Consider the following 25,811-nt stretch of genomic DNA (forward strand, 5'->3'; position numbering starts at 1 on the left):
CACCCCAGCCTTATTCAGATGGCATCTTTAAATCGATTTGAAGCTTCTACAGCAACTTCGCATCGTTTGAAAAGCCGCAGGGGTTCAATTCGATGAGGGCCGAGACGATGGGCGCGGTACATCGGCGGGCGGCACCGGTCCACCCGAACCGAAGCCCTGAGGAGCAGCTTCCTGCAACTGCGGCTGCACGGGGGTGGGCGCGTAGCTATTTTGAGCCGCACTGCTCGCCCTGCCAGCCGCAGGGGCTGCGGCGACGACCGCGCAGGCTTTCGGCAGGTCCGATACCATCATCGGGCGCGGCGGTTTTGGCGGCTTGGCATTCGGGTCTTTCTTGGGAGCGGCCCAGGGTTCTTTGCTGAACCACCATGCCAGAGATTTATCGCAGCCATCGCCCGCGCCCACGGGCGCCTGCGGCTTGCAGTTGGGCGCACCCGGCGGGCATTCCAGACGCACGTGGAAATGCTCATCATGTCCGTAGATCGGCCTGATCTTGCCCATGAAGGTGCGGTCGCCCGTCCATGTCTGACATAGCTTCTGCTTGATGGCCGGGTTAACGAAAATGCGTTCCACCTGCGGATAGCTTGCCGCCATCATGACAAGTTTGGCATTGAGCGGTGACCATTTGCGATCATCCACAGTCAGGAATTTGCTTTTGTCGAGCATGGAAATGAACGGCGTGCTTTCGCGCTGTTCGGCGCTCATGATCTGATTTGGCATCTGCCGCCACCAGATATCGACATCAAGACCGATCTGGTGGGAGGCATGACCCGTCAGCATTGGCCCGCCACGCGGCTGGGAGATGTCACCGATCAAAAGGCCCGGCCAGCCGATCTTTTGGGCGTCCTGCGCGAAGCGTTCGATGAAAGAGACCAATTGCGGCTGGCCCCAGCGCCGGTTGCGGGAAAGCCGCATCGCCTGAAAACCTTGGCCCTCGGTGGGAAGCGCGACAGCGCCGGACTGGCAGCCCTTGGCGTAGGAGCCGTAAGAGGCGGAGGGACCGGCGGATGGCAGCGCCATATGGCCGAAAACCTGCTTGGCTGGCGCATCCTGTGCAAAGGCCGAAACTCCATCCACAGCCATCATGGACATTACCGAAAGTGCCAGGAGTGATGCCTTGCCCACGCCCCTTGAATGTTTTGCCATGTCGTCCGCCGCCTGCAATGCCTGAAATGATTCTCTGGAAATATTACGCTGGAACGGGAATTTGGTGAAAGCATGTTTGCTGGATTTCGAAGTCATAAACGGCTTGTGAGGAGAGCCCCCTATATTTTGCCAATGTTTGTCTTATTGTGCGCAGCAATGAAAAGTAAAAAGGACTATCGCCCTATGGCATTGGCAAGGTTGAAATCCGGTTTGTTGGCTCTGGCTGCTCTGTCGTCCTTTGCTGCGCCGCTGGGCGCTGCAGCGCAGGATGGTGAAGTCTGGCGCAGCGGGATTTCGACAATTGGCGAGCTGAAGCATCCAAACGGCTTCGAGCGTTTCGACTATGTCAACCCCGATGCACCGAAGGGCGGCACATTGCGCTTGTCGACTTCAGGCACGTTCGACACGGTAAATCCTCTTTTGGCAAAGGGCGAATTGGCAACGGGCCTCGGCCTTGTTTTCGATACGTTGATGAAGTCTTCGGAAGAGGAGCTCTCCGCATCTTATGGCCTTCTCGCGGAAGCGGTCAGTTTTCCCGATGATATCTCCAAGGCCAGTTTCCGCCTGCGGGAGCAAGCAAAATGGGCCGATGGGCATCCTATTACGCCCGAAGACGTCGTTTTCAGCTTTGAAAAATCCAAGGAACTCAGCCCACAACTTGCGACCTATTACACGCATGTGACGAAGGCCGAAGTGACCGGCGAGCGTGAGGTGACATTCACCTTTGATGAGAAGAACAACAAGGAACTGCCGCAGATCGTCGGTCAGGTCCTGGTCGTGCCAAAGCATTGGTGGCAAGCCAATGGCGCAGACGGCAAGCCTCGCGATATTTCTCGTGGTACGCTTGAGCCTGTCATGGGATCGGGCCCCTACAAGATCGCGTCCATCTCGCCCGGCTCGACCATTACCTATGAGCGTCGTGACGATTATTGGGGCAAGGACATCAACGTCAATGTCGGGCTCTATAATTTCAAGACGGTGAGTTACACATTCTATACCGACCGCGACGTCGAGTTTCAGGCCTTCAAGGCTGGGAATTCAGACTTCTGGCATGAGAACTCCGCAGGTCGCTGGGCAACAGGCTATGATTTCCCCGCCGTCAAGGACGGTCGCATCAAGCGGGAAGAACTGCCCAATATCTATCGTTCGGTTGGAATCATGCAGGCGTTGGTGCCGAACGGGCGACGCGACAAGTTCAAGGATCCGAAGGTACGGAAGGCTTTGAACTACGCCTTCGATTTCGAAGACATGAACCGCACGCTGTTTTATAACCAGTACCAACGCATCAACAGCTTTTTCATGGGCAGCGACCTGGCCTCGTCCGGGCTGCCGCAGGGCAAAGAGCTGGAGATTTTGAACGAGGTCAAGGACCAGATTCCGCCGGAGGTGTTTACGAAAGAATATCGAAACCCTGTTAGTGGCGACCCTGCCAAACTGCGGGACAATCTTCGTGAGGCCGTCAAGCTCATGAAGGAAGCAGGTTACGAGCTTCGCGGCAGTCGCATGGTCAACGCCTCCACCGGCCAACCTTTCGATTTTGAAATTCTGGTTGATTCTGCGGCCATGGAGCGTGTGGTCGTGACCTACACGCAGAACCTGAGAAAGATCGGCATCAACGCGACGGTGCGGCTTGTCGATACGTCGCAATACACCAATCGCACGCGCTCTTTTGACTATGACATGATTGTCAATCTCTGGGCTCAGAGCGCCAATCCGGGCAATGAGCAGGCCGATTATTGGGGCTCCAAGGCGGTCGAACGCCAGGGCTCCAAGAATTTCGCCGGTATCAGCAATCCCGGCATCGATGCTATTGTTCGCAAAATCATTTTTGCCGGAAGCCGGGATGACCAGGTTGCGGCGGTAAAGGCGCTGGACCGCGTGCTTCTGGCGGGAAACTACGTCATCCCGCAATTCTATCGCGGAGAAATGACGCTCGCTTACTGGAACACGCTGGTGCAGCCCAAGGAGCTTCCGCGTTACGGCATCGGTTTTCCCGATGCCTGGTGGTCTGCGGCTGCGGCAAAATAATGCGGGCCTTGCTTTATAAGCCAAGCCTTGATTCACATGAGCCATTACGAATCACGCTGCCTGCGGTAGAGACCGCAGGCCCGAAAGGAAACGGTTTGACGAAGCCGATGACATCAAGACCTCGTGCCATTGGGCGGAGCGCCTGATGGGAGCCTATATTCTGCGGCGTCTTGCCCTGATGATACCGACCATCATCGGCATCATGGGCATTTCCTTTCTCGTCATCCAGTTTGCGCCGGGTGGTCCGGTGGAGCAGGTCGTTGCTCAGCTTTCGGGCTCTGGCGATAGCGCCTCCGACCGCTTGTCGGGCGGCGGCGACCTCATGGGGCAGGGCGGTCTGGATGAGAGCGGATCGAAATATCGCGGCGCGCAGGGGCTTGACCCGGAGCTGATCGCCAAGCTCGAAAAGCAGTTTGGTTTCGACAAGCCGCCGCTCACCCGCTTTCTCGATATGATGTGGAATTACATTCGCTTTGACTTTGGCGACAGCTTCTTCCGCAACTCCTCCGTCATCGATCTCATCATCGACAAGCTGCCGGTCTCCATCTCGCTCGGCTTCTGGATCCTGATCATCTCCTACGCGATCTCCATACCACTAGGCATAAAGAAGGCCGTTTCCGATGGCTCGACATTCGATGTCTGGACATCGGGCATCGTGATCGTCGGTTATGCGGTGCCGAGCTTCCTGTTCGGCATTCTCCTGATCGTGGTGTTTGCGGGCGGCTCGTTCTTCGACTGGTTCCCCTTGCGCGGGCTGACCTCTGACAATTTCGCCGAGCTGTCATGGTGGCAGAAGATCATCGACTACTTCTGGCACTTGGCACTGCCGCTGACGGCGCTCGTTCTCTCGGCCTTTGCCACGACGACACTTTTGACCAAGAATTCCTTCATCGATGAAATCAAGAAGCAATATGTGGTGACGGCGCGCGCCAAGGGTCTGTCGGAAAACAAGGTGCTGTATGGCCATGTGTTCCGCAATGCGATGCTGATCGTCATCGCCGGTTTCCCCGGAGCCTTCATCTCGGCCTTCTTCACCGGCTCGCTTTTGATCGAAAACATCTTCTCGCTCGATGGTCTCGGACGGTTGGGCTATCTGTCCATCGTCAACCGGGATTATCCGATCGTGTTCGGAACGCTGTTCATCTTCTCGCTCATGGGTCTGGTGGTCAGCCTGATATCCGACATGATCTACACCTGGATCGACCCGCGCATCGACTTTGACCGGAGGGATGTGTGATGACCATTGCTGCTCCCGCCCCAGCCGATGCACCGCCACAGAAACGTCCGTTCTTCTCCCCGACAAGCGTTCGGCGCTGGCAGAATTTCAAGGCAAACCGCCGCGGTTACTGGTCGTTCTGGCTGTTCCTGCTGATTTTTGGCCTCAGCCTGTTTGCCGAGTTTCTGGCCAATGACAAGCCGATCATCGCCTCCTACAAGGGCGAGATTCTGGTGCCTGTCATGGTGGATTATCCGGAAGAAAAATTCGGCGGCTTTCTGGCCCAGACCGATTACAAATCATCCTTCATTCAGGATGAGATCAATGCCAATGGCTGGATGATCTGGCCGCCGATCCGCTATTCCTACCAGACGGTCAACTCCAACATTCCGCATTCTGCCCCGACGCGGCCATTCTGGCTGATGGACGAGCAGCAGCGTTGCTCGGCCTATCCGCAAGGCGCCGCCGATCCCGCCTGCACACTTGGCAATCTCAACTGGCTGGGCACGGACAATCAGGCGCGTGATGTGGCCGCCCGCGTTATCTATGGCTTTCGTATCTCCGTTCTGTTCGGCCTGGCGCTCACCATCGCCTCTGCCATTGTCGGCGTGACCGCCGGAGCCGTGCAGGGATATTTCGGCGGCTGGACCGACCTTTTGATGCAGCGTTTCATCGAGATATGGTCATCCATGCCGGTGCTTTACATTCTGCTGATCATCGCAGCCATTCTGCCACCCGGCTTCTTCGTGCTGCTCGGCATCATGCTGTTGTTCTCATGGGTCGGCTTCGTCGGCATCGTGCGCGCCGAGTTTCTACGCGCCCGAAACTTCGAATATGTCAACGCCGCACGCGCATTGGGGGTTGGCAATGGCACCATCATGTACCGCCACCTTCTGCCCAATGCCATGGTGGCAACGCTGACCTTCCTGCCGTTTATCCTGTCGGGATCGATCACCACCCTGACCTCGCTCGATTTCCTTGGCTTTGGCATGCCGCCCGGCTCTCCATCGCTGGGCGAACTGATTGCGCAGGGCAAGAACAACCTTCAGGCCCCATGGCTGGGCCTCACGGCCTTCTTCACCATGTCGATCATGCTGTCCCTGCTGATCTTCGTCGGCGAAGCCGTGCGTGATGCCTTCGATCCGCGAAAGACCTTCCGATGAGTGCCATGACGGACCAGATGACAACGCCGCTTCTTTCCGTCCGTGACCTTTCTGTCGCCTTCCATCAGGGCGGCAAGGAAACCGTGGCTGTTGATCACGTGTCGTTCGATATCATGCCCGGTGAAGTGGTGGCGCTGGTAGGCGAGTCAGGTTCCGGCAAATCGGTGACCGCGAACTCGATCCTGAAGCTGCTGCCTTACCCTGCCGCAAGCCATCCATCCGGCCAGATCCTATTTGAAGGCAAGGATTTGCTGAGCGCCTCGATGCGTGACCTGCGCTCTGTGCGCGGCAACGATATCACCATGATCTTTCAGGAGCCGATGACCTCGCTCAATCCGCTGCACAGCATCGAGCGGCAGATCGGTGAGATACTCGAGCTTCATCAGGCCCTATCGGGGGCTGAGGCGCGTAAACTCATCTTGGAATTGCTGTTGCAGGTCGGTATACGTGAGCCGGAAAAGCGCTTGAAGGCCTATCCGCACGAGCTGTCAGGTGGCCAGCGCCAGCGCGTGATGATTGCCATGGCACTCGCCAACCGCCCGAAGCTGCTGATTGCCGATGAGCCAACGACCGCACTCGACGTCACTGTGCAGGCCCAGATTCTCGAACTTCTAGGCAATCTGAAAAACCAGCATGGCATGTCCATGCTGTTCATCACCCATGATCTCGGTATTGTGCGAAAATTCGCAGACCGTGTCTGCGTGATGACCAAGGGTCAGATCGTGGAAACGGGCACGGTTGCGCAGGTTTTCAACGATCCGCAGCACGCCTACACGCGCCATCTTCTGGCGGCCGAGCCAAAGGGCGAGCCGCCGCATTCCGATAGCAGCAAGCCTGTCGTCATGCAGGGAGACGACATCAAGGTCTGGTTCCCAATCAAGGCCGGTTTGATGCGCAAGGTTGTGGATCACGTCAAGGCGGTGGATGGCATCGATATTACCCTGCGGGCAGGGCAGACGGTGGGCGTGGTTGGCGAATCCGGTTCGGGCAAGACCACGCTTGGTCTGGCGCTATCGCGGCTGATCGCATCCAAGGGCCGCATTTCGTTCCTCGGTCAGTCCATCGAAGGCTATTCCTACGGCATGATGAAGCCGCTCAGAAACCGGCTTCAGGTGGTGTTTCAAGACCCGTACGGCTCGCTCAGCCCGCGCATGTCTGTGGGCGAGATCATTGCCGAAGGCTTGCGCGTGCATGAGAAATCCCTGTCTGCGGATGAGCGGGACAGGCGTGTGGCGCAGGCTTTGGACGAGGTGGGCCTGGATACCGCTACACGCTGGCGCTTCCCGCATGAATTTTCCGGCGGACAAAGACAGCGTATTGCCATCGCGCGCGCCATGGTGCTGAAACCCCGCTTCGTGATGCTGGATGAGCCGACATCGGCGCTCGACATGAGCGTGCAGGCGCAGGTCGTGGACCTGTTGCGTGACCTGCAAGCGAAACACGATCTGGCCTATCTCTTCATCAGCCATGATCTGAAGGTTGTGAAGGCGCTTGCCAACGACATGATTGTGATGCGTCACGGCAAGGTGGTGGAGAGCGGTCCGGCCAAGACCATCTTTGAAGCTCCAGCCCAAGACTACACCCGTGCGCTGATGGCAGCGGCCTTCAATATCGAGGCGGTGAAGACGGCTGCGGTCAGCGAATAGGGAATTTCAAGAACAGGCTGGCCTTCTGCGCTCAGCCCACGTACGATGTGGTATCAACGTGGGAAACAATGAGGCGTAATGTCATCATGACGGCGCGATATCTTATTTATCAGCTTGTGGATGCTTTCCGTTAGCGACTCTGCCGCGAACCGAAGCTGAAACAACATGCTGGTGAATAATGGTCGATATTGAATACGCGAAGAAATTTTTCGAAGAAAATCCCGATATTGAAATTCTGGAAGCCTTTGTCATTGACGTCAATGGCGTGCCGCGCGGCAAATGGATACCGCGCGAGCGTGCCATTGATGTGCTGGAAAAAGGCATGGCGGTCCCGCGCTCGGTCTATGCGCTGGATATATGGGGCCGCGATGTCAATGCCGCAGGTCTTGCCGAAGGCACCGGCGATCCCGATGGCCTTTGCGTTGCTGTGCCGGAAACCCTGTCTCGCGTAACGTGGCTTGGACGTCCCACGGCGCAGGTTCTGCTGGCCATGAAAGACCCTGACGGCAACGGCTTTTATGGAGATCCGCGCAATGTGCTGGCGCAGGTGCTGGCCGGTTTTACCCGGCGCGGCCTGACGCCTGTCGTTGCGACTGAGCTGGAATTCTACCTGATCGATCCTGTTCGTTCCGCGCTGGACCCGGTCCGCCCGCCGCGCAGCCGCGAAGGACGCTGGCACACGGGCCAGACGCAGGTTCTCTCCATCTCGGAATTGCAGGATTTCGAAGGCGTGTTCCACGATATCTCGACCGCGTGCCGTGCCCAGAATGTTGGTGCCGACACGACGCTTCGGGAAAACGGGCCGGGCCAGTACGAAATCAACCTCAACCATGTCCCCGATGCTCTTCAGGCCGCAGATTATGCGGTCTTTTTGAAGCGCATCGTCAAGGGCGTGGCGCGCAAGCATGACCTTGACGCAACCTTCATGGCCAAGCCTTACGGCATGCAGGCAGGCAATGGCATGCATGTGCATTTCTCCATGCTGGATGCCGATGGTAACAACATCTATGCGGGCGAAAACGGCCCTTCCGAAGCGTTGATGCATTCCGTTGGCGGTCTCTTGGAAAATATGGGGGAGAGCATGGCGGTGTTTGCGCCCCATGCCAATTCCTACCGCCGTCTGCGCCCGAGCGAACATGCGCCGACCTACGCTTCCTGGGGTATCGACAACAGGTCTGCTGCGGTGCGCGTGATTGTGGCCAACAAGCACGCAACCCGCATCGAGCACCGGGTGGCGGGGGCAGATACCAATCCCTATCTGGTGCTTGCCATGATCCTCAGTGCGGCACTTGCCGGCATGAAGGAAAAGCGGCAGCCGGGCGGTGCGATCTCTGGCGATAGCCACGCCGTCAATCATGAGCCGCTGCCGACAAACTGGGATTACGCGCTTCAGCGGTTCACTCGTTCCAGCTTTGCCTATGCAACCTTTGGGCAGAAATATCGAACGCTCTATTCGGCCTGCAAGCAGCAGGAATTGTCGGAATTTTCGCTCCGCGTGACCGACGTCGAATATGACGCATATATCAGGACGGTTTAACATGGCAGCTGTAACGACCACTCCCAATTCCGGCCACGCCCCCTCCTGGTACGCCGCGTCTGCCAACAGCAAGACCGTGCGCACCGCTTTGCAGGGCGATCAGGATGCAGATATCTGCATCATTGGCGCAGGGTTCACCGGCCTGTCTGCAGCGCTGGAACTGGCGGAAAAGGGTTTCTCCGTCATCGTTCTGGAAGGCGAGCGGGTGGGCTTTGGTGCTTCCGGGCGCAATGGCGGGCAGATCGTCAATGGTTACAGCCGCGATCTCCACACAGTTGCCAGACGTTATGGCGCGCAGAAAGCCGCACAGCTGGGCGCAATGTCGCTTGAGGGCGGAAACATCATCCGCGAGCGGGTGGCGAAATACGGGATCGATTGCGACCTTGTCGATGGTGGCTTCTTCGCTGCCTTTACGCCCAAGCAGATCACCGAAATGGCGGCCAACAAGGCCAATTGGGAAAAGCACGGCCATACCGGTCTTGAAATGGTGTCCAAGGCCGAGGTCGGCAAATATGTGAAGTCGGATCGCTATGCGGGCGGCATGATTGACCGTTTCGGCGGCCATATCCACCCGCTGAACTATGTTCTGGGCGAAGCTGAAGCCATCGAGCGGCTGGGCGGGCGCATCTTTGAAAATTCCCGCGTCATCGCGGTCGAACAAGGTGCAAACCCGGTTGTGCGAACCGCGCAGGGCAAGGTCGCGGCCAAATATGTTCTGGTCTGCGGCAACGCCTATCTCGGCGGTCTGCTGCCGGAAATCGGCGAGCGCATGATGCCGGTGTCAAGCCAGGTCATGGCAACTGAGCAATTGGATGCTGGCTTGATCGAGGAGCTTCTGCCTGCCAATTATTGCGTCGAGGACGCCAATTACATCCTCGACTATTATCGCCGCACCTCTGACAACCGTCTGCTTTATGGGGGTGGTATCGGTTATGGCGGGACCGATCCCGATGACCTGACCAGCGTCATCCGCCCCAATATGCTGAAGACCTTCCCGCAATTGCAGAACACGAAGATTGAGTTCGCATGGAGCGGCAATTTCGCGCTGACGCTGACCCGTATTCCCCATATCGGACGTCTGTCACCCAACGTCTATTTCTCCCACGGCGATAGCGGTCATGGCGTGACCACAACGCAATTGCTGGGCAAGATATTGGGTGAAGCGGTGGCCGGACATGCGGAACGCTTCGATGTCTGGTCTTCCTTGCCGAACTACCCGTTCCCGGGCGGCAAGACCTTCCGCGTGCCGCTCACCATGCTCGGCGCATGGTGGTACGGCTTGCGTGACAGGCTGGGTGTGTAGCGTTAAATTGCTGCCAAGCCCTTCCAGGCGTTTTCGGTGATTTCTTCCGGAGACGCGTCGATGCTGACGGTGACGACACCGGGTTCGCCGGTTGGCACTTCCAGCGTTGCGAGCTGGGTTTGCAACAGGGACAGCGGCATGAAATGGCCAGTGCGGGCGCCCATTCGCTCGGTCAAAAGTGCCTCGCTGCCATCAAGGTAGACGAAGGCGAGGGGACCGCCGCAGGCGTCGCGCAGACGTTCCCGGTAGATCTTCTTCAGCGCCGAGCAAGAGATAACGATACCGTCGGCCTCATAGCCCTTGCGCAGTTCGGCACCAACAAGATCAAGCCACGGCCAACGGTCATCATCGTTCAACGGCGTTCCGGCAGCCATTTTCTCGACATTGGAGGCGGGGTGAAGCTTGTCACCCTCCATGAAGGGAATGCCGAGCTTTTCCGCCAGCGCCTCGCCAACGGTCGACTTGCCACAGCCGCTGACGCCCATGACGATGATTGCCTGTTTCATGAAGTCCTCCGCATTTCCAAAATCATGTGGCTATCGCCTACAACATCCTTGCTGCGATGCCAAAACTTTTTCTGCAGCGACGCCTTGAGAGCATCCCGTCTCAATAGCCTGCCCGTCGCGCTGCTTTCGCTTCCAGCATGGAGAGCGCGGTATGGATCAGCACAGCGAGTGCCGCGACAACAAGGCCACCTTGCAGGATGAACGCCAGATTGTTGGATTGCAGCCCGGCAATGATGACCTCACCCAGCGTTTTCGCGGCCACCGTTGAGCCGATGGTTGCGGTAGAGAGGCTGATGACGGCAGACAGCCGGATGCCAGACAGAATGGCGGGCAGTGCCAGCGGGAATTCCACGCGCCAGAGGCGCTGAAAACCTGTCATCCCAGTGCCCCGTGCTGCCTCCATAATGGTAGGGGGCAGGGTGGTGAGGCCAGTCACCGTGTTCTCGAAAATCGGCAGCAGGGCGTAGAGAAAAAGCGCAATCAATGTCGGCTTTTCGCCAAAGCCGATCATCGGCACGGCCAGCGCCAGCACGGCCACGGGCGGAAACGTCTGGCCGATATTCACGATGCTGCGCGAAAGGGGCAGAAACGCACGACCGAACGGACGCGTCACCAGAATAGCAAGCGTTCCGGCAATCACGATGGCACCCGAAGTCGCGATTGCTACGGTTTGGAGATGGGAGAGGGTCAAGGACAAAAGATTGGCCTGCGTGTAAATGGCCGGTGCGTTGGTCTGGACGAGGGGCCGGAAAACCGGCTCGAACGCTTCCGGCCACACAAGAAATGTGGCTAGAATGACAATCAGCGTTGCCAGCAGGAATGGTCCAATTCCAATCTTCATGCGGAGCCAGCGGCGTTTTGCAAGAGGGTCTCGCGGCGGATGCGGCCTGTAACGGTACCCGTTTCATCGGTGACCGGCAGGGTGTCCCGCCCGGCCCAAAGCATGGCAGACAGCGCATCGCGCTGGCTGGTTGACGAGGGCAGGGCCTCGCCCTCCGATTGCCCTGGCTCGACAATGTCACCGACCGTCGCGACGGATAGCAAGCGCAGGGGCCTTTCGCGCTCTCCGATCATCGTGCGTACGAAATCGGTTGCCGGCTTCAGAACCAGCTCCGCAGGCCGCCCGTATTGCACGATCTTTCCCTTGTCCATCACGGCAATACGGTCTGCCAGATGAAAGGCCTCATCCATATCGTGCGTTACAAGAACGATGGTGACACCGAGCTTCTTCTGGATTGCCAGCAGATCGTCCTGCGCCTTTGCACGGATGATGGGATCGAGCGCGCCGAAGGGTTCATCCATAAGAAGAATGTTCGGCTCAGCGGCGAGCGCCCGGGCAACGCCCACTCGCTGCTGCTGCCCACCTGACAGTTCCGATGGGAAACGGTTGGCATAGAGGGCGGGATCGAGCTGGAAGAGATCGAGAAGCTCGCCCACCTTGGCATCGATCCGCGCTTTGTCCCAGCCAAGCAATTCCGGCACGGTGGCGATGTTTTGCGCTACGGTTCTATGGGGAAAAAGTCCGTGACCCTGAATGGCGTAGCCGATGCTGCGGCGAAGCTTGTAGCCGGGCATGTCGAGAACATCCTGCCCGTCGATGCGGATGATGCCTGACGAGGGTTCTACCAGCCGGTTGATCATGCGCAACAATGTCGTCTTGCCAGATCCCGAGGTGCCGACAATCACGGTTATGCTGCGTGCTGCGATGGTCAGCGACACATCGTCAACCACGACCGTTCCGTCATATTCTTTTGTGAGATTGACGACCTCGATCATGCGCGGGATCTCCCGTTGAAGCTGTTGTGCTCGATGATGGCATCCAGCAGGATTGCGGCACTGAAGCCCAGGATCACAGTGGGAATGGTGCCAAGGAGAACGAGATCCATGGCCGTCTGGCCGATACCTTGAAAGACGAACACGCCAAAGCCGCCGCCGCCGATCAGCGCGGCGATGGTCGCAAGCCCGATATTTTGGACCAGAACGATGCGAATGCCAGTGAGAATAATGGGCAGAGCCAAGGGGAAATCAATTTTGATAAGCCTCTGCGCTGCCGTCATCCCAAGGCCGCGAGCCGCCTCGCGCACAGAATTCGAAACACCGTCCAGCCCAACCACCGTGTTGGAAACGACCGGCAGCAACGAATACAAAAACAGCGCGACGAAGGCCGGTGCCATGCCGATGCCGCGAATGCCAAGTGCCGATGCACCGGGAATATTGGCCGCAATCCAGCCAAGCGGCGCAATCAACAGGCCAAACAGTGCGATGGAGGGAATGGTCTGAATGATGTTGAGGCTGTTCAAAACGCCGGCCCTCAAGCGTGCTACCTTGTAGCAGAGGATGCCCAGCGGAATGCCCGCAAGTGTCGCGGCAAGGAGAGAGCCGATGGCAAGCTGCACGTGTCGACCTGCTTCAGTCCAGAAAATATCCTGACGGCTTTGATATTCCTTGAGAATGGAAAGCGCGTTCCAATGTCCAGAAAAGAGTGTGGCCGCTAAGACGCCCAGTGCCAGAACGAGCAAAATGACCTTCGTTGCGGGTCGAGGGCGAAGGCGGGTGATGGCATCTGTTGCCATCAGGATCAAACCGGCGGCCAGAAGCCAGAAACCGCTGGCAGGCGATACCCGCGCATAGCTGTTGCCGGCGGGGGTTAGATGAGTGGCTGCAACCCCCATTGTGACGCCAAGAACGGCAAGGCTTGCCATGGCGACGCCAAGTCTGAAACGCGCGTCAGTTCGAAAAACCGCTATTGCGATTGCGATGCTCATCACCGCAATCAGCAGGTAAGACCATGCCAGCGGCATTGCCTCCAGAATGCTGCGCACCTCACCCTGAACGATCCGATTGGCGCGCAGCGTTGCAAACGGCAAAGCGGCAAGCGCATAGGCCAAGAGCGCCCCGATGAGCGCTCCGACCTTGTCCGGTTTAGGAATCGGCCAGTGTGCGGCGCGCTGCAACACGGCGCCTTATTTCACCAGGCCGTTTTTCGTCAAGAAGTCCAGCGCCACGGCCTTTGCCTGCTCGCCACCCACCTGCACACGACCGTTAAGATCCTGAAGTGTTACAAGATCCAGCTTTTCGAAAACTGGCTTCAGCAGAGTTTCGATTTCAGGATGCTTCTTCAGCACCTCTTCGCGCACGATGGGCGCCGGCTGGTAGACAGGCTGGACGTTTTTGTCATCTTCCAGCACAACGAGCCCCGATGGAGCGATGCCACCATCTGTTCCGTAAACCATAGCGGCATTGGCATTGTTTGTCTGGTTGGCGGCGGCTGAAATGGTAGCCGACGTATCGCCACCGGCCAGAGTGATGAGCTGATCGGCCTTTAGGGTGAAGCCATAGGTTTTCTGGAAGGCCGGAAGTGCTGCCGCAGAGTTGACGAATTCCGACGATGCCGCCAGCACAACCTGGCCACCATCAGCAATGTATTTGCCGAATTCGCTCAGCGTCTTCAGATTGTTCTTTTCTGCCACATCCTTGCGGATGGCAATGCCCCAGGTGTTGTTGGCAGGAGATGGCGTCAGCCAGACGATCTTGTTGGCATTGAAGTCCAGCGTCTTGGCTTCTTTATAGGCCTTGGCAGCATCTTTCCAAAGCGGGTCTTCGGCCTTCTCAAAAAAGAAGGCGGCATTACCGGTATATTCTGGATAAATGTCGATCTCGCCAGCCGTGATCGCCTTGCGGACAACAGGCGTTGCGCCGAGCTGGATACGGTCTGTGGTCTGGATGTTGTTCTTGCTGAGAACTGTCATGATGATATTGCCGAGGACGGAGCCCTCGGTATCGATCTTAGATCCAACGACGACCTGAGCCTGTGCGAGGGAAGCATAAAGGGCGAGTACAAGGCCCGCGCCGGTGAGTTTCATCAAACGCTTCATCCACATTCTCCATTTCAACGAGAGCTCAGGAGGGAAATTCATCCTCATGTCGATATGCAAGCGCACTTCCCCGGTCCGGTTTGAGAAACGAACGGCGCTCACAATAGTTGCATGGAATTTCAGTGAATTCAAACTTTTCAGGCTGCCATGCTGAAACTTAGGCGGCAGGTTTCTTTCGCAGGACCCATGGCATGAGCACGGACAAAAACAGCAGGCGCAGAACATGGTGCGAGCCGACATAGGCGGCATCGGCATGCATCATCACGGCCATGGCGGCCATCGTTTCCAGCCCTCCTGGCGCAAAGGCGATCATGACCGCGTTGAGCGGGACGCCGATCAGGCGGGAAATGAGGACAGCGACGATTGAGGCAAGCAGAACCACGGCCACGGTGACAACGCCGCCTGCCAGAAAAGCCTTGCGCATATCCCGAACGGAAGCGCGTGAAAAACGCGTGCCGATCAGGCTTCCTAGAACGATGTAAGTGGGCTGGCTCAGCCAACTCGGTACACCGCCACTGGTCAGGCCGGTAATATGAATGAAGATCGACACCGCAACGCCACCCAGAAGCAAGGCGGCGGGGAACCGCCAGCGCATGAAGATCCAACCAACCGCCAGCGAGCCGAGAATGGTAAGGCCTAGAACAAGGGGTGGCATGGGTGAGATGAGAACAATCGGCTCGATGCTGACGAGATCTAGATACTCGACCAGCAGCGGCACAGCCAAGGTCAACGCCAGAACGCGGACACTTTGAATGACGCTGACGCTGGCCAGATCGCTTTTCGTTTCCGCCGTTAGGCTGATGATATAGCTGAGGTGACCGGGCGAGGCCGCCAGCATGGCCGTGTTTCGGTCATATCCGAAGCCATGGTGCAGGATCCAGTAAGCGACATAGAGCAGGATAACCACGGTCACCAGCACGGCCAGAAAGCTGAGAGGCCATGTTTTTGCAGCGTCGATCACATCAGGTGTGACGCTTGTTCCCATGGAAATGCCGACCACGACGAATGTGGCATTGCGCAGGGATTTCGGTACGGAAAGCCTTAAACCGGCAAGTCCAGCGGCGGTGACAGCAAGGGCAGGGCCGCACAAAAAGGGCGCCGGAAGGCCCAGCATGAACGCGACCAGCGCGCCAAGACCGCCAATGATGGCGGTAAGAAAGAAGCTTTTGAGGTCTGGACTGATGATCATTTCAAATTATGCAAGCAATGCTGGAACGCTGTTTTCGCTTGGCAGTTGCGCCCTTTTCGGCGTAATCGTCAACCGTCATCCGCGCAAAAAGAAACCCGCAAACAGTGTTTGCGGGCTGGATGCGTCAAAGAGTGGGCTTCATACTGCCGGTATGGCAGGGGCTGCGGCCTGGCCGCCAACCGGGCGACGCTTGGCCATCGTTTCTTCAAGGCCGAGCAGGAAGCTGATCTGTGGGCGTGCCTTAACCAGATCATCGATGGAATATTGTGTCAGCACTTCGAAAAACGCGTTGAGCGCCTTGCGAAGCGCCGAGTTCAATCCGCAGCTGTCTACCAACGGGCACTCAACGGCGCCATCTTCAAAACATTCCGCCATCGCGAAGCTGTCTTCGGTGACCTTGACGACATCGAACAGGCTGATCGTGTCCGCTGGCTTGCCAAGTCTGACTCCGCCATTGCGGCCGCGCACGGTTTCCACGAGGCCTGCCTTGTTCAAGGGCTGAAGGATTTTGAACAGGAAGAGTTCTGAAACGCCATAGGCGTTGGCAATCTCGGGTATGCGGCTGAGGTTGCCCTCATTGGCAGCGCAATACATCAACATGCGGACGGCGTAATTTGTTTGTTTGGTCAAACGCATGCTGATCTCCTGACACCTTCGAATGTGGAGTCATATAGTTGCTTTTTCACTTTAGAACAATTCCAGAATTAAAAAATTCTACATCAGCCATTTCGAACTGAGAATTGTTCCGTTGACCGTTCGTCCGATTCATGAACAAACAACTCAACTATCTAATTTATCGGAGGCGCTGGTCGTGGCAAGATCGAAATTCCTGATTTGTGCAATGACATCGATGATTTCGGTTGTTGGTGGCGGAATGTCCACAGCTTTTGCGGGTGGGGAGGTTAATGTCTACTCCTACCGCCAGCCCGAGCTTATCCAGCCGCTTCTCGATGCCTTCACCAAGGAAACCGGGATCGAAGCCAATGTGCTGTTTCTGGACAAGGGCCTGGTGGAGCGCATTCAGGCCGAGGGCGTCAATTCACCCGCCGATATTCTGTTAACGGTTGATATTGCCCGCCTCGTCGAGGCAAAAGAGGGCAAGGTTACCCAACCAGTTCTCAATGATCCCATCATCGAGAAAGATATCCCGGCCAATCTGCGTGATCCTGAAGGGGAGTGGTTTGGGCTGACCACCCGTGGCCGCGTCGTTTACGCTTCCAAGGAGCGTGTGAGCCAGAAAGACATCACCTATGAGGAGCTTGCCGATCCCAAATGGAAGGGCAAGATCTGCATACGCGATGGCCAGCATTCCTATAACATCGCGCTTTTTGCATCGATGATTGCCCATCACGGCGTGGATTATACCCGCACATGGCTGACGGGCCTCAAAAACAATCTGGCCCGCAAGCCTGATGGCACGGACCGCAGCCAGGCAAAATCAATCTATTCGGGCGAGTGCGATATTGCGCTGGGCAACACCTATTATGTGGGTCTGATGCTGACCAATGAGCAGGAACCCGAAGAAAAAGTCTGGGGCAATGCGGTGAGGGTGATCTTCCCCAATGCGCAGGATCGCGGCACGCATGTCAATATCTCTGGCGTCGCCATGACCAAATACGCCCCCAACCGGGACAATGCGTTGAAGCTTATGGAATTCCTGGCATCCGGTGAGGCGCAGGAAATCTATGCGCGGCAGGTTTTCGAATATCCTGTGCTTCCCGGCGCCCAGCCATCGGATGTCGTGAAGAATTTCGGCCCGATCAAGCCGGACACACTTTCTCTGACTGACATTGCAGCTCAGCGCAAAAAAGCATCCGAGCTTGTCGATGAGGTTGGCTTCAACGACGGCCCGTCGAACTGAAAATGCGATGTTGGGATCATCCATGCCACGCAGGTGGCATGGTAGCAGACGTCATCAGCGCTTGCGACGAAGGCGGATGACCACGTCCACATGGGCAATCTCCATGCCCTCGGGTGGCTCCGGCAGGTTGCCGATTTCCAGATTGTTGACCGGAATATCGAGAACCTCATTTTCACCTTCGACATAGAAGTGATGGTGATCGGAGACGTTTGTATCGAAATAGGTCTTTGCACCTTCCATGGCCAGCACGCGGATCAGGCCAGCTTCGGTGAACTGGTGCAGCGTGTTGTAGACGGTGGCCAGCGAGATCGGCACGCCAGCATTGACGGCTTCGTCGTGCAATTCCTCGACGGTGAGATGCCGGTCGCCCTTTGCGAACAGAAGATCGCCCAGCGCAACACGCTGACGCGTGGGGCGAAGGCCAAAACGGCGCAACCTGGTTCCGATATCTAATGTTGCGTCAAATGCCATGCAATCCGGCCTCAAATGCGATAAATTATTCCAATCCAAGTAGCATATAACTTTTACGCGCAATGCTTTCAATAGTTTCCGCTGTCACAGGCGCGGCAATTGGCGGCAAACAAGGGTATTTTGTAAATTTCCTCTGGTTCGGGCCTTACGCTTCCTGTATGCGGGCGCCATGTTAAGGCAGACTTCGGCACAAAACATGAGCAGTCACGGGTGCAAGTTGCCCTTGTGGAGCTTCATTTTGCGCCTAACTTGTTCTACAGAAGTCTTTCAACACGTGAAAACGGGGAAACGGATACAACATGGCAACGAGGCAATCGAGCTACAATTACGAGGAACTTCTGTCTTGCGGACGTGGCGAACTGTTCGGCCCCGGCAATGCGCAGCTTCCCCTGCCTCCCATGCTCATGGTTCATCGCATCACGGAAATTTCTGAAACCGGCGGAGAGCACGACAAGGGCTTCATTCGCGCCGAATACGATGTTTCGGCAGATGACTGGTATTTCCCATGCCACTTCCAGGGCAACCCCATCATGCCCGGCTGCCTTGGCCTTGATGGCATGTGGCAGCTGACCGGCTTTTTCCTCGGCTGGCTGGGTGAAGAAGGCCGTGGCATGGCGCTTTCCACCGGCGAAGTGAAGTTCAAGGGCATGGTTCGCCCGGAAACAAAGCTCTTGCAATATGGCATCGATTTCAAGCGCGTCATGCGCGGTCGCCTGGTTCTCGGCACTGCCGATGGCTGGTTGAAGGCCGATGGCGAAACCATCTACCAAGCGTCGGACCTGCGTGTCGGCCTGTCCAAAGAAAAGACCGCCTGATCTTTGATCGTTCAGCGTCAGGTCGGCCAAGTCGGCCTGATGCGGCACACATCGCGCGGCAAACACAGAAAAGGTCAACTTCATGAGAAGAGTTGTAGTCACCGGCCTCGGTATCGTTTCATCCTTTGGCAATGACGCTGCAGAAGTTACGGCGTCCTTGAGAGATGCGAAGTCGGGCATTACGTTTTCGCCGGATTTTGCCGAGCATGGCTTCAAGTGCCAGGTCTGGGGCAAGCCGTCGCTGGACCCGACCGAACTGGTTGACCGTCGCGCCATGCGCTTCCTGTCTCAGGGCGGTGCTTGGAACCATGTGGCCATGAAGCAGGCGATTGCCGATTCCGGTCTGGAAGAAAGCGTCATCAGCGGCAATGAGCGCACCGGCATAATCATGGGTTCGGGCGGTCCATCCACCCGCACCATCGTTGAAGCTGCCGACATTACGCTGAAGAACAACAGCCCCAAGCGCATTGGACCCTTTGCGGTTCCAAAGGCAATGTCGTCTACGGCATCTGCAACGCTTGCCACCTGGTTCAAGATCCACGGCGTCAACTATTCCATCTCGTCAGCCTGCTCGACATCAGCGCATTGCATCGGCAACGCTGCTGAGATGATCCAGTGGGGCAAGCAGGATGTGATGTTTGCCGGTGGCCATGAAGACCTCGACTGGTCCATGTCGAACCTTTTCGACGCCATGGGCGCCATGTCATCCAAATATAACGACACGCCATCGCTTGCCTCGCGCGCCTATGACGCCAATCGTGACGGCTTCGTCATTGCTGGCGGCGCTGGTGTTCTCGTTCTGGAAGAGCTTGAGCACGCCAAGGCGCGCGGTGCCAAGATCTATGCGGAAATCGTCGGTTACGGCGCAACATCTGACGGTTACGACATGGTCGCACCATCGGGCGAAGGCGCGATCCGCTGCATGCGTCAGGCACTTGCCAATGTGCAGGGAGAAGTCGATTACATCAACACCCACGGCACATCCACGCCTGTCGGCGACAGCAAGGAAGTCGGCGCGATCCGCGAAGTCTTCGGCTCGAAAATCCCGCATGTCCAGTCCACCAAATCGCTGACCGGCCACTCGCTGGGTGCCGCTGGCGTTCAGGAATCCATCTACGGCCTGTTGATGATGCAGGAGCGTTTCATCGGCGAAAGCGCCCATATCGAAACGCTGGATCCGGAATTCGAAGGCGTGCCGGTCGTTCGCAAGCGCATCGACAATGCCAAGATCGACACGGTTCTTTCCAACTCCTTTGGATTCGGCGGCACAAACGCTACGCTCGTCTTCCAGCGTTACAACGGATAATTGCCCATGAACGGCATCATGCAGGGTAAGCGCGGCCTCATTATGGGCGTTGCAAACAACCATTCCATCGCCTGGGGCATCTCCAAGGCGTTGGCTGCTCAAGGGGCAGAACTGGCTTTCACCTATCAGGGTGAAGCCTTGGGCAAGCGCGTCAAGCCGCTGGCGGCCGAAGTCGGCTCAGACTTCATCGTTCCCTGCGACGTTGAGGATATCGCCTCGGTTGATGCGCTGTTTGAAGCGGTGCGTGAGCGTTGGGGCTCTCTCGACTTCGTGGTTCATGCCATCGGCTTTTCCGATAAGAATGAACTGAAGGGTCTCTATGCAGACACCACGCGGGAAAACTTCAGCCGCACAATGGTGATTTCCTGCTTCTCATTCACGGAAATCGCAAAGCGCGCGGCAGCCTTAATGAGCGATGGTGGTTCCATGCTGACGCTGACCTATAATGGGTCGCAGCGCGTCATCCCTAACTACAATGTCATGGGCGTGGCTAAGGCTGCTCTGGAAGCGTCTGTGCGCTATCTGGCTGCGGATTACGGTCCAAAGGGCATTCGCGTCAACGCCATCTCTGCTGGCCCCGTGCGCACATTGGCCGGTGCCGGCATCTCCGATGCACGCGCCATCTTCTCCTGGAACCAGAAGAACGCGCCTTTGCGCCGCACGCCCGATATCGATGATATTGGCGGCTCGGCACTTTATCTTCTGTCCAGCCTGTCGCGCGGCGTGACCGGCGAATGTCATTATGTCGATGGCGGTTTCAACATCACCTCGATCCCGACACTCGACGTTCTCTATAACGCCGATAGCGAATAGACTGAAAATCGCTAGAGAACTGATAAAGCCCGGTCATGCCGGGCTTTTTGGTTTTTTGGCTTAGAGTGCATTGAAGCCGAAGAGTTGTTCAGGGTTGGTCACCAGCGCCTTCCGGCGCGCTTCATCGGAAGGCAGCCATGATAGAACCGTGTCCAGCAGGTCCGCGTCATCAGGGTATTCTTCCGTGGTCTTGGCATTGTTGTGAGGCCAGTTGGTGCCCCAGATGATGCGATTCGGCGCATAATCGGCGATATGGCGGGCGACAGTGGCAATATCTTCGAAGTCAGGTCCGCCGACACGGCTGGATTCGTAGCAGCCCGCGAATTTGAACCAGCAATTGCCCCTGTCAATCAACCGCTTCAGAGCCGCGACCTGCTCGCTTTCAGGCGTCACGCCTGCAAAAAACTTGCCGTGGTGATCGAAGATCCAGCGGCTCTTGACGGCGGCCAGACGGGGCTCGTGGTCCAGAATGTTGGAGCCATCGAACTGAATGGCCACGCACCAGCCGAGTTCCTGGGCGATGCTGTCGACCTCTTCCAGATGGGCGAGATCAACGGCACCACCGGGCAAATCCATAATGCGCGCACCGACGACACCGACGCTGACCAGTTCCTCCAGCTCTTCGATCGGTGTGTCACGGGTAACGACAGCCACGCCACGCGCCACGCTGCCCATGTCCCGCAGGCATGCGATCAGATTTCCATTGTCGCGTTGATGCGCATTGCCTTGGGTAATCACCACCCGCTCGATGCCGATCCATGTCATCATGCGGCGATATTCATCCGGTCCCGGCGTGCCCTCTGGGATGGCGGGTCCACCGGCCTGTTGTGGAAACTTGGGCAGATACATGTGCATCTGCGTATCGATTGCCCCTTTCGGCATGGCGGTTCGGGGCTTCTGGCCGTCGAATGTTCTTGTGATCGTCATGAAATCCTCCTCGGCATCGCTCACTTGATCCCGCAACGGTAGCAGGAGTGCTCACGCACGGCCTAAGACCGGCGGTTGGAATTTCTAGCGATCGACCTGCCGCAGCATGGCGCGGTAGCGTTGCTGGCTGCCCTTCAGATGCAGCCGCATCGCCTCGCGGGCAGCCGTTGCGTCTCCGTCAGAAATGGCTTGCACGATGACATCGTGCTCTTTCTGCAGTTGCTGCAGGTAGGACGCGGCTGTCTTTTCCGATTGCGAGGACCGCAGAGCCGCACGCGGAATGATGTTTTGCCCCATCACTTCCAGAAACTCGCGAAAGCGCGGATTGTTGGTGGCGTCAGCAATGGCGAGATGCAGTTTGAAATCCGCTTCGGCGGTAGGGTCGCCCTTGTCTATACAGGCCTGAACCGCGGAGAGACAGCGCATGATGGCTTCCTCCTGCGCTGGCGAGCGGCGTACAGCGGCAAGCTCCGCCGCTTCGGTCTCCACGGCTGCCCGCAATTCGAGAAGCTCGATGATCGATGAGATGCGGTCGTGATCTACATCCTGAAACGGTTGCGGCTGCTGTGTGGGAAGCGTCAGCACGAAGATACCCGCGCCGTGACGGGCCTCCACCAGCTTATCGGCACGCAATGCCGCCACAGCCTCGCGCACAACGGTTCTGCTGACCTTGTAAAGCTCCGTCAGTCCCGCTTCGCTCGGCAGCTTGTCGCCAGGCTTGTACTCGCCCGAAAGAATGGCATGACGCAGAGCATCTGCGGTCTGGCTGACGAGTGAGCCGCCGGCGCGCCCGAGCGGTGCCTGTGCTGTCGCATTGCTATCGGCGTTTTCGTTCAAGCTGGCCAAAATTTACTCCGTGTCATCAGAGGTATCGCTTGAGAAGCGCAGCCTCCGCTAAAGATCTATGTGTGCAAATATTCCGTAATTGCCGGAAATTGGCAATATTTATATTATTTCCGCTGTCCATTGATATGATCTCCTGACGCGGGTGCCAAGCCCTGAAATCATCCCAATAAGGGAAATGCGAAGCTTTCGGGAAAGACAATTTAAACGAAGCCACGATACAGTTCCATCGCATAAAGCTTTGCGGCAGACATGCGTTCCCGTCATGAAGATAGAAAAAGCTAAATGCGATCATTGGTATCAAAGGCAAAACTTGGCAAAAAGTTTTTGCGCTCCCGGGATGGCTCCGCTGCCATTGAATTTGCCATTCTCGCAATTCCCTATTTCATGGTCGTTTTCGCCATCATCGAGACCTTTCTCGCGCTGGTTGGCGAACAGCTTGTGATCAACGCGACGGATACGATGGCGCGCAAGTTGCGCACGGGGCAAATTACCAGCACAATTACCAAGGAAGAGTTCAGAACGCAGTTTTGTGCGGAAGTCTCTATCCTGATTACCTGCTCTGCCGATGAGATCAGGACACCGCAGCAACTCTATGTCGACCTGCGCCGCTTCAACGCCTTCGCCGATATTCCAAAGACGATACCGTTGACGCCGAATGGTGAGTATTTCGATCTCGATGTTTCGGCTTTCGGATTTTCACCCGGTGGACCCAAGTCCATCAACATGCTGCGCGTCTATTACCGCTGGCAGGTGACGGCGGATCTGGTGCGACCCTTCCTCACCAGAATCCGTCCGAAGGATGGTTCGATGCCGTCTCATTTCCTGATCGTCGCGACGGATGCCTACCAGAATGAGCCGTACCAGTGAGCGCGACAACATGAAAAGACGATCACACACGACCTGGCGAGCGCTTGTAGAGACGTTGAAGCGTCTGAAACGCGACAAGCAAGGTGTGGGGGCTGTCGAATTCGCCATCATATTTCCGCTTCTGCTGGCGCTCTACATCACGGCTTTCGAACTGACGATCGGCTTCAGTGTCTATAAGCGCGCAACCCGTGCGGCTGGCGCTGTCGCAGACCTGGCCTCCCAGCCCCAGACCGTGAACAAGGCTTATCTCGGCTCCATGCGGGATGTGACTGCTGCGATTTTCGCGCCCTACTCCACAACAGGGCTGAAACTAAAAATCAGCGGCATCGAGGTGGATGCAAACAAGGTGGCGAAGATCAAGTGGTCTTGGGATGAGGGTGACAAGCGACCTTACGCTGTCAACTCGATTGTCAATATTCCCGATAATCTCAAGCAACCCGGCGCATTTTTGGTTCATTCCGAGCTGACGAAGCCCCATACGCTTTTGATGTTCATGTCATCCCTGTCATCGAACCTGACATCGATTACCATCGGTCGTGACTATTATTTCGCAAAGCGTGAGGCCGACGCCATCACCTGCTCGGACTGCTAAGGCTCAAACATAACGATTTGGTCCATCAAAAAAGCCGCTGGTGTCTTTCAACCAGCGGCTTTGTCTTTGTGGTGAGATGACTTACTCGGCAGGCATATCCAGCGTTCGGCTGAAGTAAAGCGCGACCAGCGTGCAGAGTGCGCCTGACAGCAGGTAGATGCCAACGGCAAACAGGCCAAACTTCGAGGAGAAGCCGAGCGCCACCAGCGGCGCAAAGCCAGCGCCAATCAACCATGAGATATCCGAGGTCAGGGAGGCCCCTGTATAGCGGTATTCACGGCTGAAGCGTGATGCCAGCGCCCCGCCGGATTGGCCGAAGGACAGGCCAAGCAGCGAGAAGCCGATGAGCACGAAGAGATAGCGGCCAATATCGCCCGATGACAGAAGCACAGGTGCGACGAAGCTGAACACCGCGATCATGGCAGCTGCGATGCCGAGCAGCTTGCGACGGCCGATCTTGTCAGAGACCACGCCGGAAACGACGATCATGCCCCCGGCAATGATGGCGCTGACGAATTGCACGAACAGGAAGTCGGAGACCTTCTGATCCGTGTTGAGCGACACCCAGCTGAGCGGGAAAACGGTGACGAGGTGAAACAGCGCAAAGCTGGCAAGCGGAACGAACGCACCTGTCAGAACCACGCGCGATTGTTTACGCAGCATCTGGAACATGGGCTTGGGCTCCAGCTCATGCTGTTGCAGCATAGTCTGGAATTCGGGTGTTACGATCATGCGCAGGCGGGCAAACAGCGCCAGAACATTGAGTGCCAGTGCCACGAAGAACGGGAAGCGCCAGCCCCAGGCCAGAAATTCCGGGTTGGAAAGCTGCGTTGTGAAGATAATGAAAAACGCGCTTGCAAGACCAAAGCCCATGGCCGCGCCAAGCTGCGGCATCATGGCATACCAGCCGCGCTGTTTTTCCGGTGCATTCATAGCCAGCAGGGAAACCAGTCCATCCCAAGCACCACCCAGGCCAATGCCCTGACCGATGCGGAAGACGGCCAAGAGAATTGGGGCGATCATGCCGGCTTCGGCATAGGACGGCAGAAAGCTGATCGCCATCGTCGAACCACAGAGGGTAAACAGCGCAGCGGCCAGTTTGACGGCGCGCCCGAATTTGCGGTCGACCTGCAGGAAGATGAGCGAACCGATCGGCCGCGCGATGAAGGCCAGCGAGAACACGGCGAAGGAATAGAGCGTGGCTGTGAGGGGATCGACGAAGGAGAAGAAGACATGAGGGAACACCAGCGCGGAGGCAATGGCATAGACGAAGAAGTCGAAAAACTCTGTCATTCTGGCCAGAATGACCGCGATGGTAATGCGGTCAGGATCGACAGCGATTGGCGCTGAAGACTTGCCATTCGGTCCTCTGTGTTCGTGAAAGGCCGTATCAGTATAACTCATGAAAATTCCCTCCTGCGTAGGCGTAAGCCTTAGTTCAAACGCAGCGCCTCCTCTTGCGTTGCGTTCTATGCGGCGGATTGTCACACAGGGGTGTGATGCCGTCAATTGGAGAATGCGGGGGAGGGCTTGCCCGGGCCAAAACATGTGCGATAATACGGCAATACCAGCATTTCGACGTGAATTGCATGTGCCGCGATTGCTGCAAAAAATAATCCATGCTGCACCGCGACAAACTACCTCATGTCATTTATGACGTTTGCCAATTATACCCGACAATACAAGAAACAGTACGAGTATCAGAAC

24 protein-coding genes are annotated in these 25,811 nt (G+C 57.0%); 12 read left to right on the forward strand and 12 right to left on the reverse strand.

Going from position 1 to position 25,811, the window contains the following annotated elements; genetic code table 11:
• Positions 1-84: 84 nt before the first annotated feature.
• Positions 85-1,143, reverse strand: coding sequence for a penicillin-insensitive murein endopeptidase (gene mepA / locus ACQZ51_RS00835; RefSeq protein WP_448774542.1), 1,059 nt, complete (start codon positions 1,141-1,143; stop codon positions 85-87).
• 183 nt (positions 1,144-1,326) lie between these two features.
• Here mepA and ACQZ51_RS00840 point away from each other — a divergent pair, with 183 nt between their 5' ends.
• The 6 genes from ACQZ51_RS00840 (at position 1,327) to ACQZ51_RS00865 (ending at position 10,036) form a co-directional block, all read left to right on the forward strand.
• Complete coding sequence (locus ACQZ51_RS00840) at positions 1,327-3,171, forward strand: extracellular solute-binding protein (RefSeq protein WP_448775695.1); 1,845 nt, start codon at positions 1,327-1,329, stop codon at positions 3,169-3,171.
• Between the two features lie 145 nt (positions 3,172-3,316).
• Positions 3,317-4,408: a microcin C ABC transporter permease YejB gene (locus tag ACQZ51_RS00845; RefSeq protein WP_042616254.1), complete on the forward strand. Its 1,092-nt coding sequence runs from the start codon at positions 3,317-3,319 to the stop codon at positions 4,406-4,408.
• Positions 4,405-5,550, forward strand: coding sequence for an ABC transporter permease (locus tag ACQZ51_RS00850; RefSeq protein WP_448774545.1), 1,146 nt, complete (start codon positions 4,405-4,407; stop codon positions 5,548-5,550). The genes ACQZ51_RS00845 and ACQZ51_RS00850 overlap by 4 nt, the downstream gene beginning before the upstream one ends.
• Positions 5,547-7,196 (forward strand): ABC transporter ATP-binding protein, encoded by a 1,650-nt coding sequence (locus tag ACQZ51_RS00855; RefSeq protein WP_448774547.1) that lies wholly within the window; start codon positions 5,547-5,549, stop codon positions 7,194-7,196. The genes ACQZ51_RS00850 and ACQZ51_RS00855 overlap by 4 nt, the downstream gene beginning before the upstream one ends.
• 175 nt (positions 7,197-7,371) lie before the next feature.
• A complete protein-coding gene (locus ACQZ51_RS00860; protein WP_448775696.1) occupies positions 7,372-8,733 on the forward strand; it encodes a glutamine synthetase family protein in 1,362 nt (453 codons plus the stop codon).
• Position 8,734: 1 nt separating this feature from the next.
• Positions 8,735-10,036, forward strand: a complete 1,302-nt coding sequence (locus tag ACQZ51_RS00865; protein WP_448774548.1) for an NAD(P)/FAD-dependent oxidoreductase — start codon at positions 8,735-8,737, stop codon at positions 10,034-10,036.
• Between the two features lie 2 nt (positions 10,037-10,038).
• Here ACQZ51_RS00865 and ACQZ51_RS00870 read toward each other — a convergent pair whose 3' ends face one another.
• The 7 genes from ACQZ51_RS00870 to rirA all read right to left on the reverse strand — a co-directional run bounded on the left by ACQZ51_RS00870 (position 10,039) and on the right by rirA (position 16,242).
• On the reverse strand, positions 10,039-10,542 hold the full coding sequence (locus ACQZ51_RS00870; RefSeq protein ID WP_448774550.1) for a gluconokinase: 504 nt from the start codon (positions 10,540-10,542) through the stop codon (positions 10,039-10,041).
• Between the two features lie 100 nt (positions 10,543-10,642).
• Positions 10,643-11,383, reverse strand: coding sequence for an ABC transporter permease (locus ACQZ51_RS00875; RefSeq protein ID WP_448774552.1), 741 nt, complete (start codon positions 11,381-11,383; stop codon positions 10,643-10,645).
• Positions 11,380-12,318 (reverse strand): ABC transporter ATP-binding protein, encoded by a 939-nt coding sequence (locus ACQZ51_RS00880; RefSeq protein ID WP_448774554.1) that lies wholly within the window; start codon positions 12,316-12,318, stop codon positions 11,380-11,382. Before ACQZ51_RS00880 ends, ACQZ51_RS00875 begins: the two co-directional genes overlap by 4 nt.
• Complete coding sequence (locus tag ACQZ51_RS00885) at positions 12,315-13,496, reverse strand: ABC transporter permease (protein ID WP_448774556.1); 1,182 nt, start codon at positions 13,494-13,496, stop codon at positions 12,315-12,317. Before ACQZ51_RS00885 ends, ACQZ51_RS00880 begins: the two co-directional genes overlap by 4 nt.
• A 9-nt stretch (positions 13,497-13,505) precedes the next feature.
• Entirely contained in the window at positions 13,506-14,423 is a 918-nt protein-coding gene (gene osmF, locus ACQZ51_RS00890) for a glycine betaine ABC transporter substrate-binding protein OsmF (RefSeq protein WP_448774558.1), read from the reverse strand.
• A gap of 151 nt (positions 14,424-14,574) precedes the next feature.
• Positions 14,575-15,606 carry an AbrB family transcriptional regulator gene (locus tag ACQZ51_RS00895; RefSeq protein WP_448774560.1) on the reverse strand — a complete coding sequence of 344 codons (1,032 nt, stop codon included), beginning with the start codon at positions 15,604-15,606 and terminating at the stop codon, positions 14,575-14,577.
• Between the two features lie 138 nt (positions 15,607-15,744).
• Positions 15,745-16,242 carry an iron-responsive transcriptional regulator RirA gene (rirA, locus tag ACQZ51_RS00900; RefSeq protein WP_448774563.1) on the reverse strand — a complete coding sequence of 166 codons (498 nt, stop codon included), beginning with the start codon at positions 16,240-16,242 and terminating at the stop codon, positions 15,745-15,747.
• Between the two features lie 205 nt (positions 16,243-16,447).
• Here rirA and ACQZ51_RS00905 point away from each other — a divergent pair, with 205 nt between their 5' ends.
• Complete coding sequence (locus ACQZ51_RS00905; RefSeq protein WP_448774565.1) at positions 16,448-17,467, forward strand: Fe(3+) ABC transporter substrate-binding protein; 1,020 nt, start codon at positions 16,448-16,450, stop codon at positions 17,465-17,467.
• A gap of 54 nt (positions 17,468-17,521) precedes the next feature.
• Here the strand turns inward: ACQZ51_RS00905 and irrA are convergent, their stop codons facing one another.
• On the reverse strand, positions 17,522-17,938 hold the full coding sequence (irrA, locus tag ACQZ51_RS00910) for an iron response transcriptional regulator IrrA (protein ID WP_448774567.1): 417 nt from the start codon (positions 17,936-17,938) through the stop codon (positions 17,522-17,524).
• 299 nt (positions 17,939-18,237) lie between these two features.
• Between irrA and fabA the strand changes: the two genes are divergently transcribed.
• The 3 genes from fabA (at position 18,238) to fabI (ending at position 20,872) form a co-directional block, all read left to right on the forward strand.
• A complete protein-coding gene (gene fabA, locus ACQZ51_RS00915; protein ID WP_448774568.1) occupies positions 18,238-18,753 on the forward strand; it encodes a 3-hydroxyacyl-[acyl-carrier-protein] dehydratase FabA in 516 nt (171 codons plus the stop codon).
• Between the two features lie 82 nt (positions 18,754-18,835).
• Positions 18,836-20,059: a beta-ketoacyl-ACP synthase I gene (fabB, locus tag ACQZ51_RS00920; protein WP_448774569.1), complete on the forward strand. Its 1,224-nt coding sequence runs from the start codon at positions 18,836-18,838 to the stop codon at positions 20,057-20,059.
• A gap of 6 nt (positions 20,060-20,065) precedes the next feature.
• On the forward strand, positions 20,066-20,872 hold the full coding sequence (gene fabI, locus ACQZ51_RS00925) for an enoyl-ACP reductase FabI (protein ID WP_042616268.1): 807 nt from the start codon (positions 20,066-20,068) through the stop codon (positions 20,870-20,872).
• Positions 20,873-20,932: 60 nt separating this feature from the next.
• Here the strand turns inward: fabI and ACQZ51_RS00930 are convergent, their stop codons facing one another.
• Together ACQZ51_RS00930 and ACQZ51_RS00935 are read right to left on the reverse strand one after the other, a co-directional pair.
• A complete protein-coding gene (locus ACQZ51_RS00930) occupies positions 20,933-21,799 on the reverse strand; it encodes an amidohydrolase family protein (RefSeq protein WP_448774571.1) in 867 nt (288 codons plus the stop codon).
• An 84-nt stretch (positions 21,800-21,883) separates the two neighbouring features.
• The gene (locus tag ACQZ51_RS00935; protein WP_448774573.1) at positions 21,884-22,645 is read right to left on the reverse strand and encodes a FadR/GntR family transcriptional regulator; all 762 of its coding nucleotides are present in this window, start codon (positions 22,643-22,645) and stop codon (positions 21,884-21,886) included.
• A gap of 282 nt (positions 22,646-22,927) precedes the next feature.
• On the opposite strand from ACQZ51_RS00935, the gene ACQZ51_RS00940 reads away from it, so the two are divergent.
• Positions 22,928-23,512, forward strand: coding sequence for a TadE/TadG family type IV pilus assembly protein (locus ACQZ51_RS00940; RefSeq protein WP_448774574.1), 585 nt, complete (start codon positions 22,928-22,930; stop codon positions 23,510-23,512).
• A complete protein-coding gene (locus ACQZ51_RS00945) occupies positions 23,496-24,104 on the forward strand; it encodes a TadE/TadG family type IV pilus assembly protein (protein ID WP_448774575.1) in 609 nt (202 codons plus the stop codon). The genes ACQZ51_RS00940 and ACQZ51_RS00945 overlap by 17 nt, the downstream gene beginning before the upstream one ends.
• Positions 24,105-24,185: 81 nt before the next feature.
• On the opposite strand, the gene ACQZ51_RS00950 is transcribed toward ACQZ51_RS00945, so the two are convergent.
• Positions 24,186-25,508 carry an MFS transporter gene (locus ACQZ51_RS00950; RefSeq protein ID WP_448774577.1) on the reverse strand — a complete coding sequence of 441 codons (1,323 nt, stop codon included), beginning with the start codon at positions 25,506-25,508 and terminating at the stop codon, positions 24,186-24,188.
• Between the last annotated feature and the right edge of the window lie 303 nt (positions 25,509-25,811).

Source organism: Agrobacterium sp. CG674 (assembly GCF_053521645.1).

Coding starts and splice junctions, on each gene's coding strand:
- mepA (WP_448774542.1), bottom strand. CDS start 1,143: ATGGCAAAACATTCAAGGGGCGTGGGCAAGGCATCACTCCTGGCACTT.
- ACQZ51_RS00840 (WP_448775695.1), top strand. CDS start 1,327: ATGGCATTGGCAAGGTTGAAATCCGGTTTGTTGGCTCTGGCTGCTCTG.
- ACQZ51_RS00845 (WP_042616254.1), top strand. CDS start 3,317: ATGGGAGCCTATATTCTGCGGCGTCTTGCCCTGATGATACCGACCATC.
- ACQZ51_RS00855 (WP_448774547.1), top strand. CDS start 5,547: ATGAGTGCCATGACGGACCAGATGACAACGCCGCTTCTTTCCGTCCGT.
- ACQZ51_RS00865 (WP_448774548.1), top strand. CDS start 8,735: ATGGCAGCTGTAACGACCACTCCCAATTCCGGCCACGCCCCCTCCTGG.
- ACQZ51_RS00870 (WP_448774550.1), bottom strand. CDS start 10,542: ATGAAACAGGCAATCATCGTCATGGGCGTCAGCGGCTGTGGCAAGTCG.
- ACQZ51_RS00875 (WP_448774552.1), bottom strand. CDS start 11,383: ATGAAGATTGGAATTGGACCATTCCTGCTGGCAACGCTGATTGTCATT.
- ACQZ51_RS00880 (WP_448774554.1), bottom strand. CDS start 12,318: ATGATCGAGGTCGTCAATCTCACAAAAGAATATGACGGAACGGTCGTG.
- osmF (WP_448774558.1), bottom strand. CDS start 14,423: ATGTGGATGAAGCGTTTGATGAAACTCACCGGCGCGGGCCTTGTACTC.
- ACQZ51_RS00895 (WP_448774560.1), bottom strand. CDS start 15,606: ATGATCATCAGTCCAGACCTCAAAAGCTTCTTTCTTACCGCCATCATT.
- rirA (WP_448774563.1), bottom strand. CDS start 16,242: ATGCGTTTGACCAAACAAACAAATTACGCCGTCCGCATGTTGATGTAT.
- ACQZ51_RS00905 (WP_448774565.1), top strand. CDS start 16,448: ATGACATCGATGATTTCGGTTGTTGGTGGCGGAATGTCCACAGCTTTT.
- irrA (WP_448774567.1), bottom strand. CDS start 17,938: ATGGCATTTGACGCAACATTAGATATCGGAACCAGGTTGCGCCGTTTT.
- fabA (WP_448774568.1), top strand. CDS start 18,238: ATGGCAACGAGGCAATCGAGCTACAATTACGAGGAACTTCTGTCTTGC.
- fabB (WP_448774569.1), top strand. CDS start 18,836: ATGAGAAGAGTTGTAGTCACCGGCCTCGGTATCGTTTCATCCTTTGGC.
- fabI (WP_042616268.1), top strand. CDS start 20,066: ATGAACGGCATCATGCAGGGTAAGCGCGGCCTCATTATGGGCGTTGCA.
- ACQZ51_RS00930 (WP_448774571.1), bottom strand. CDS start 21,799: ATGACGATCACAAGAACATTCGACGGCCAGAAGCCCCGAACCGCCATG.
- ACQZ51_RS00940 (WP_448774574.1), top strand. CDS start 22,928: ATGCGATCATTGGTATCAAAGGCAAAACTTGGCAAAAAGTTTTTGCGC.
- ACQZ51_RS00945 (WP_448774575.1), top strand. CDS start 23,496: ATGAGCCGTACCAGTGAGCGCGACAACATGAAAAGACGATCACACACG.
- ACQZ51_RS00950 (WP_448774577.1), bottom strand. CDS start 25,508: ATGAGTTATACTGATACGGCCTTTCACGAACACAGAGGACCGAATGGC.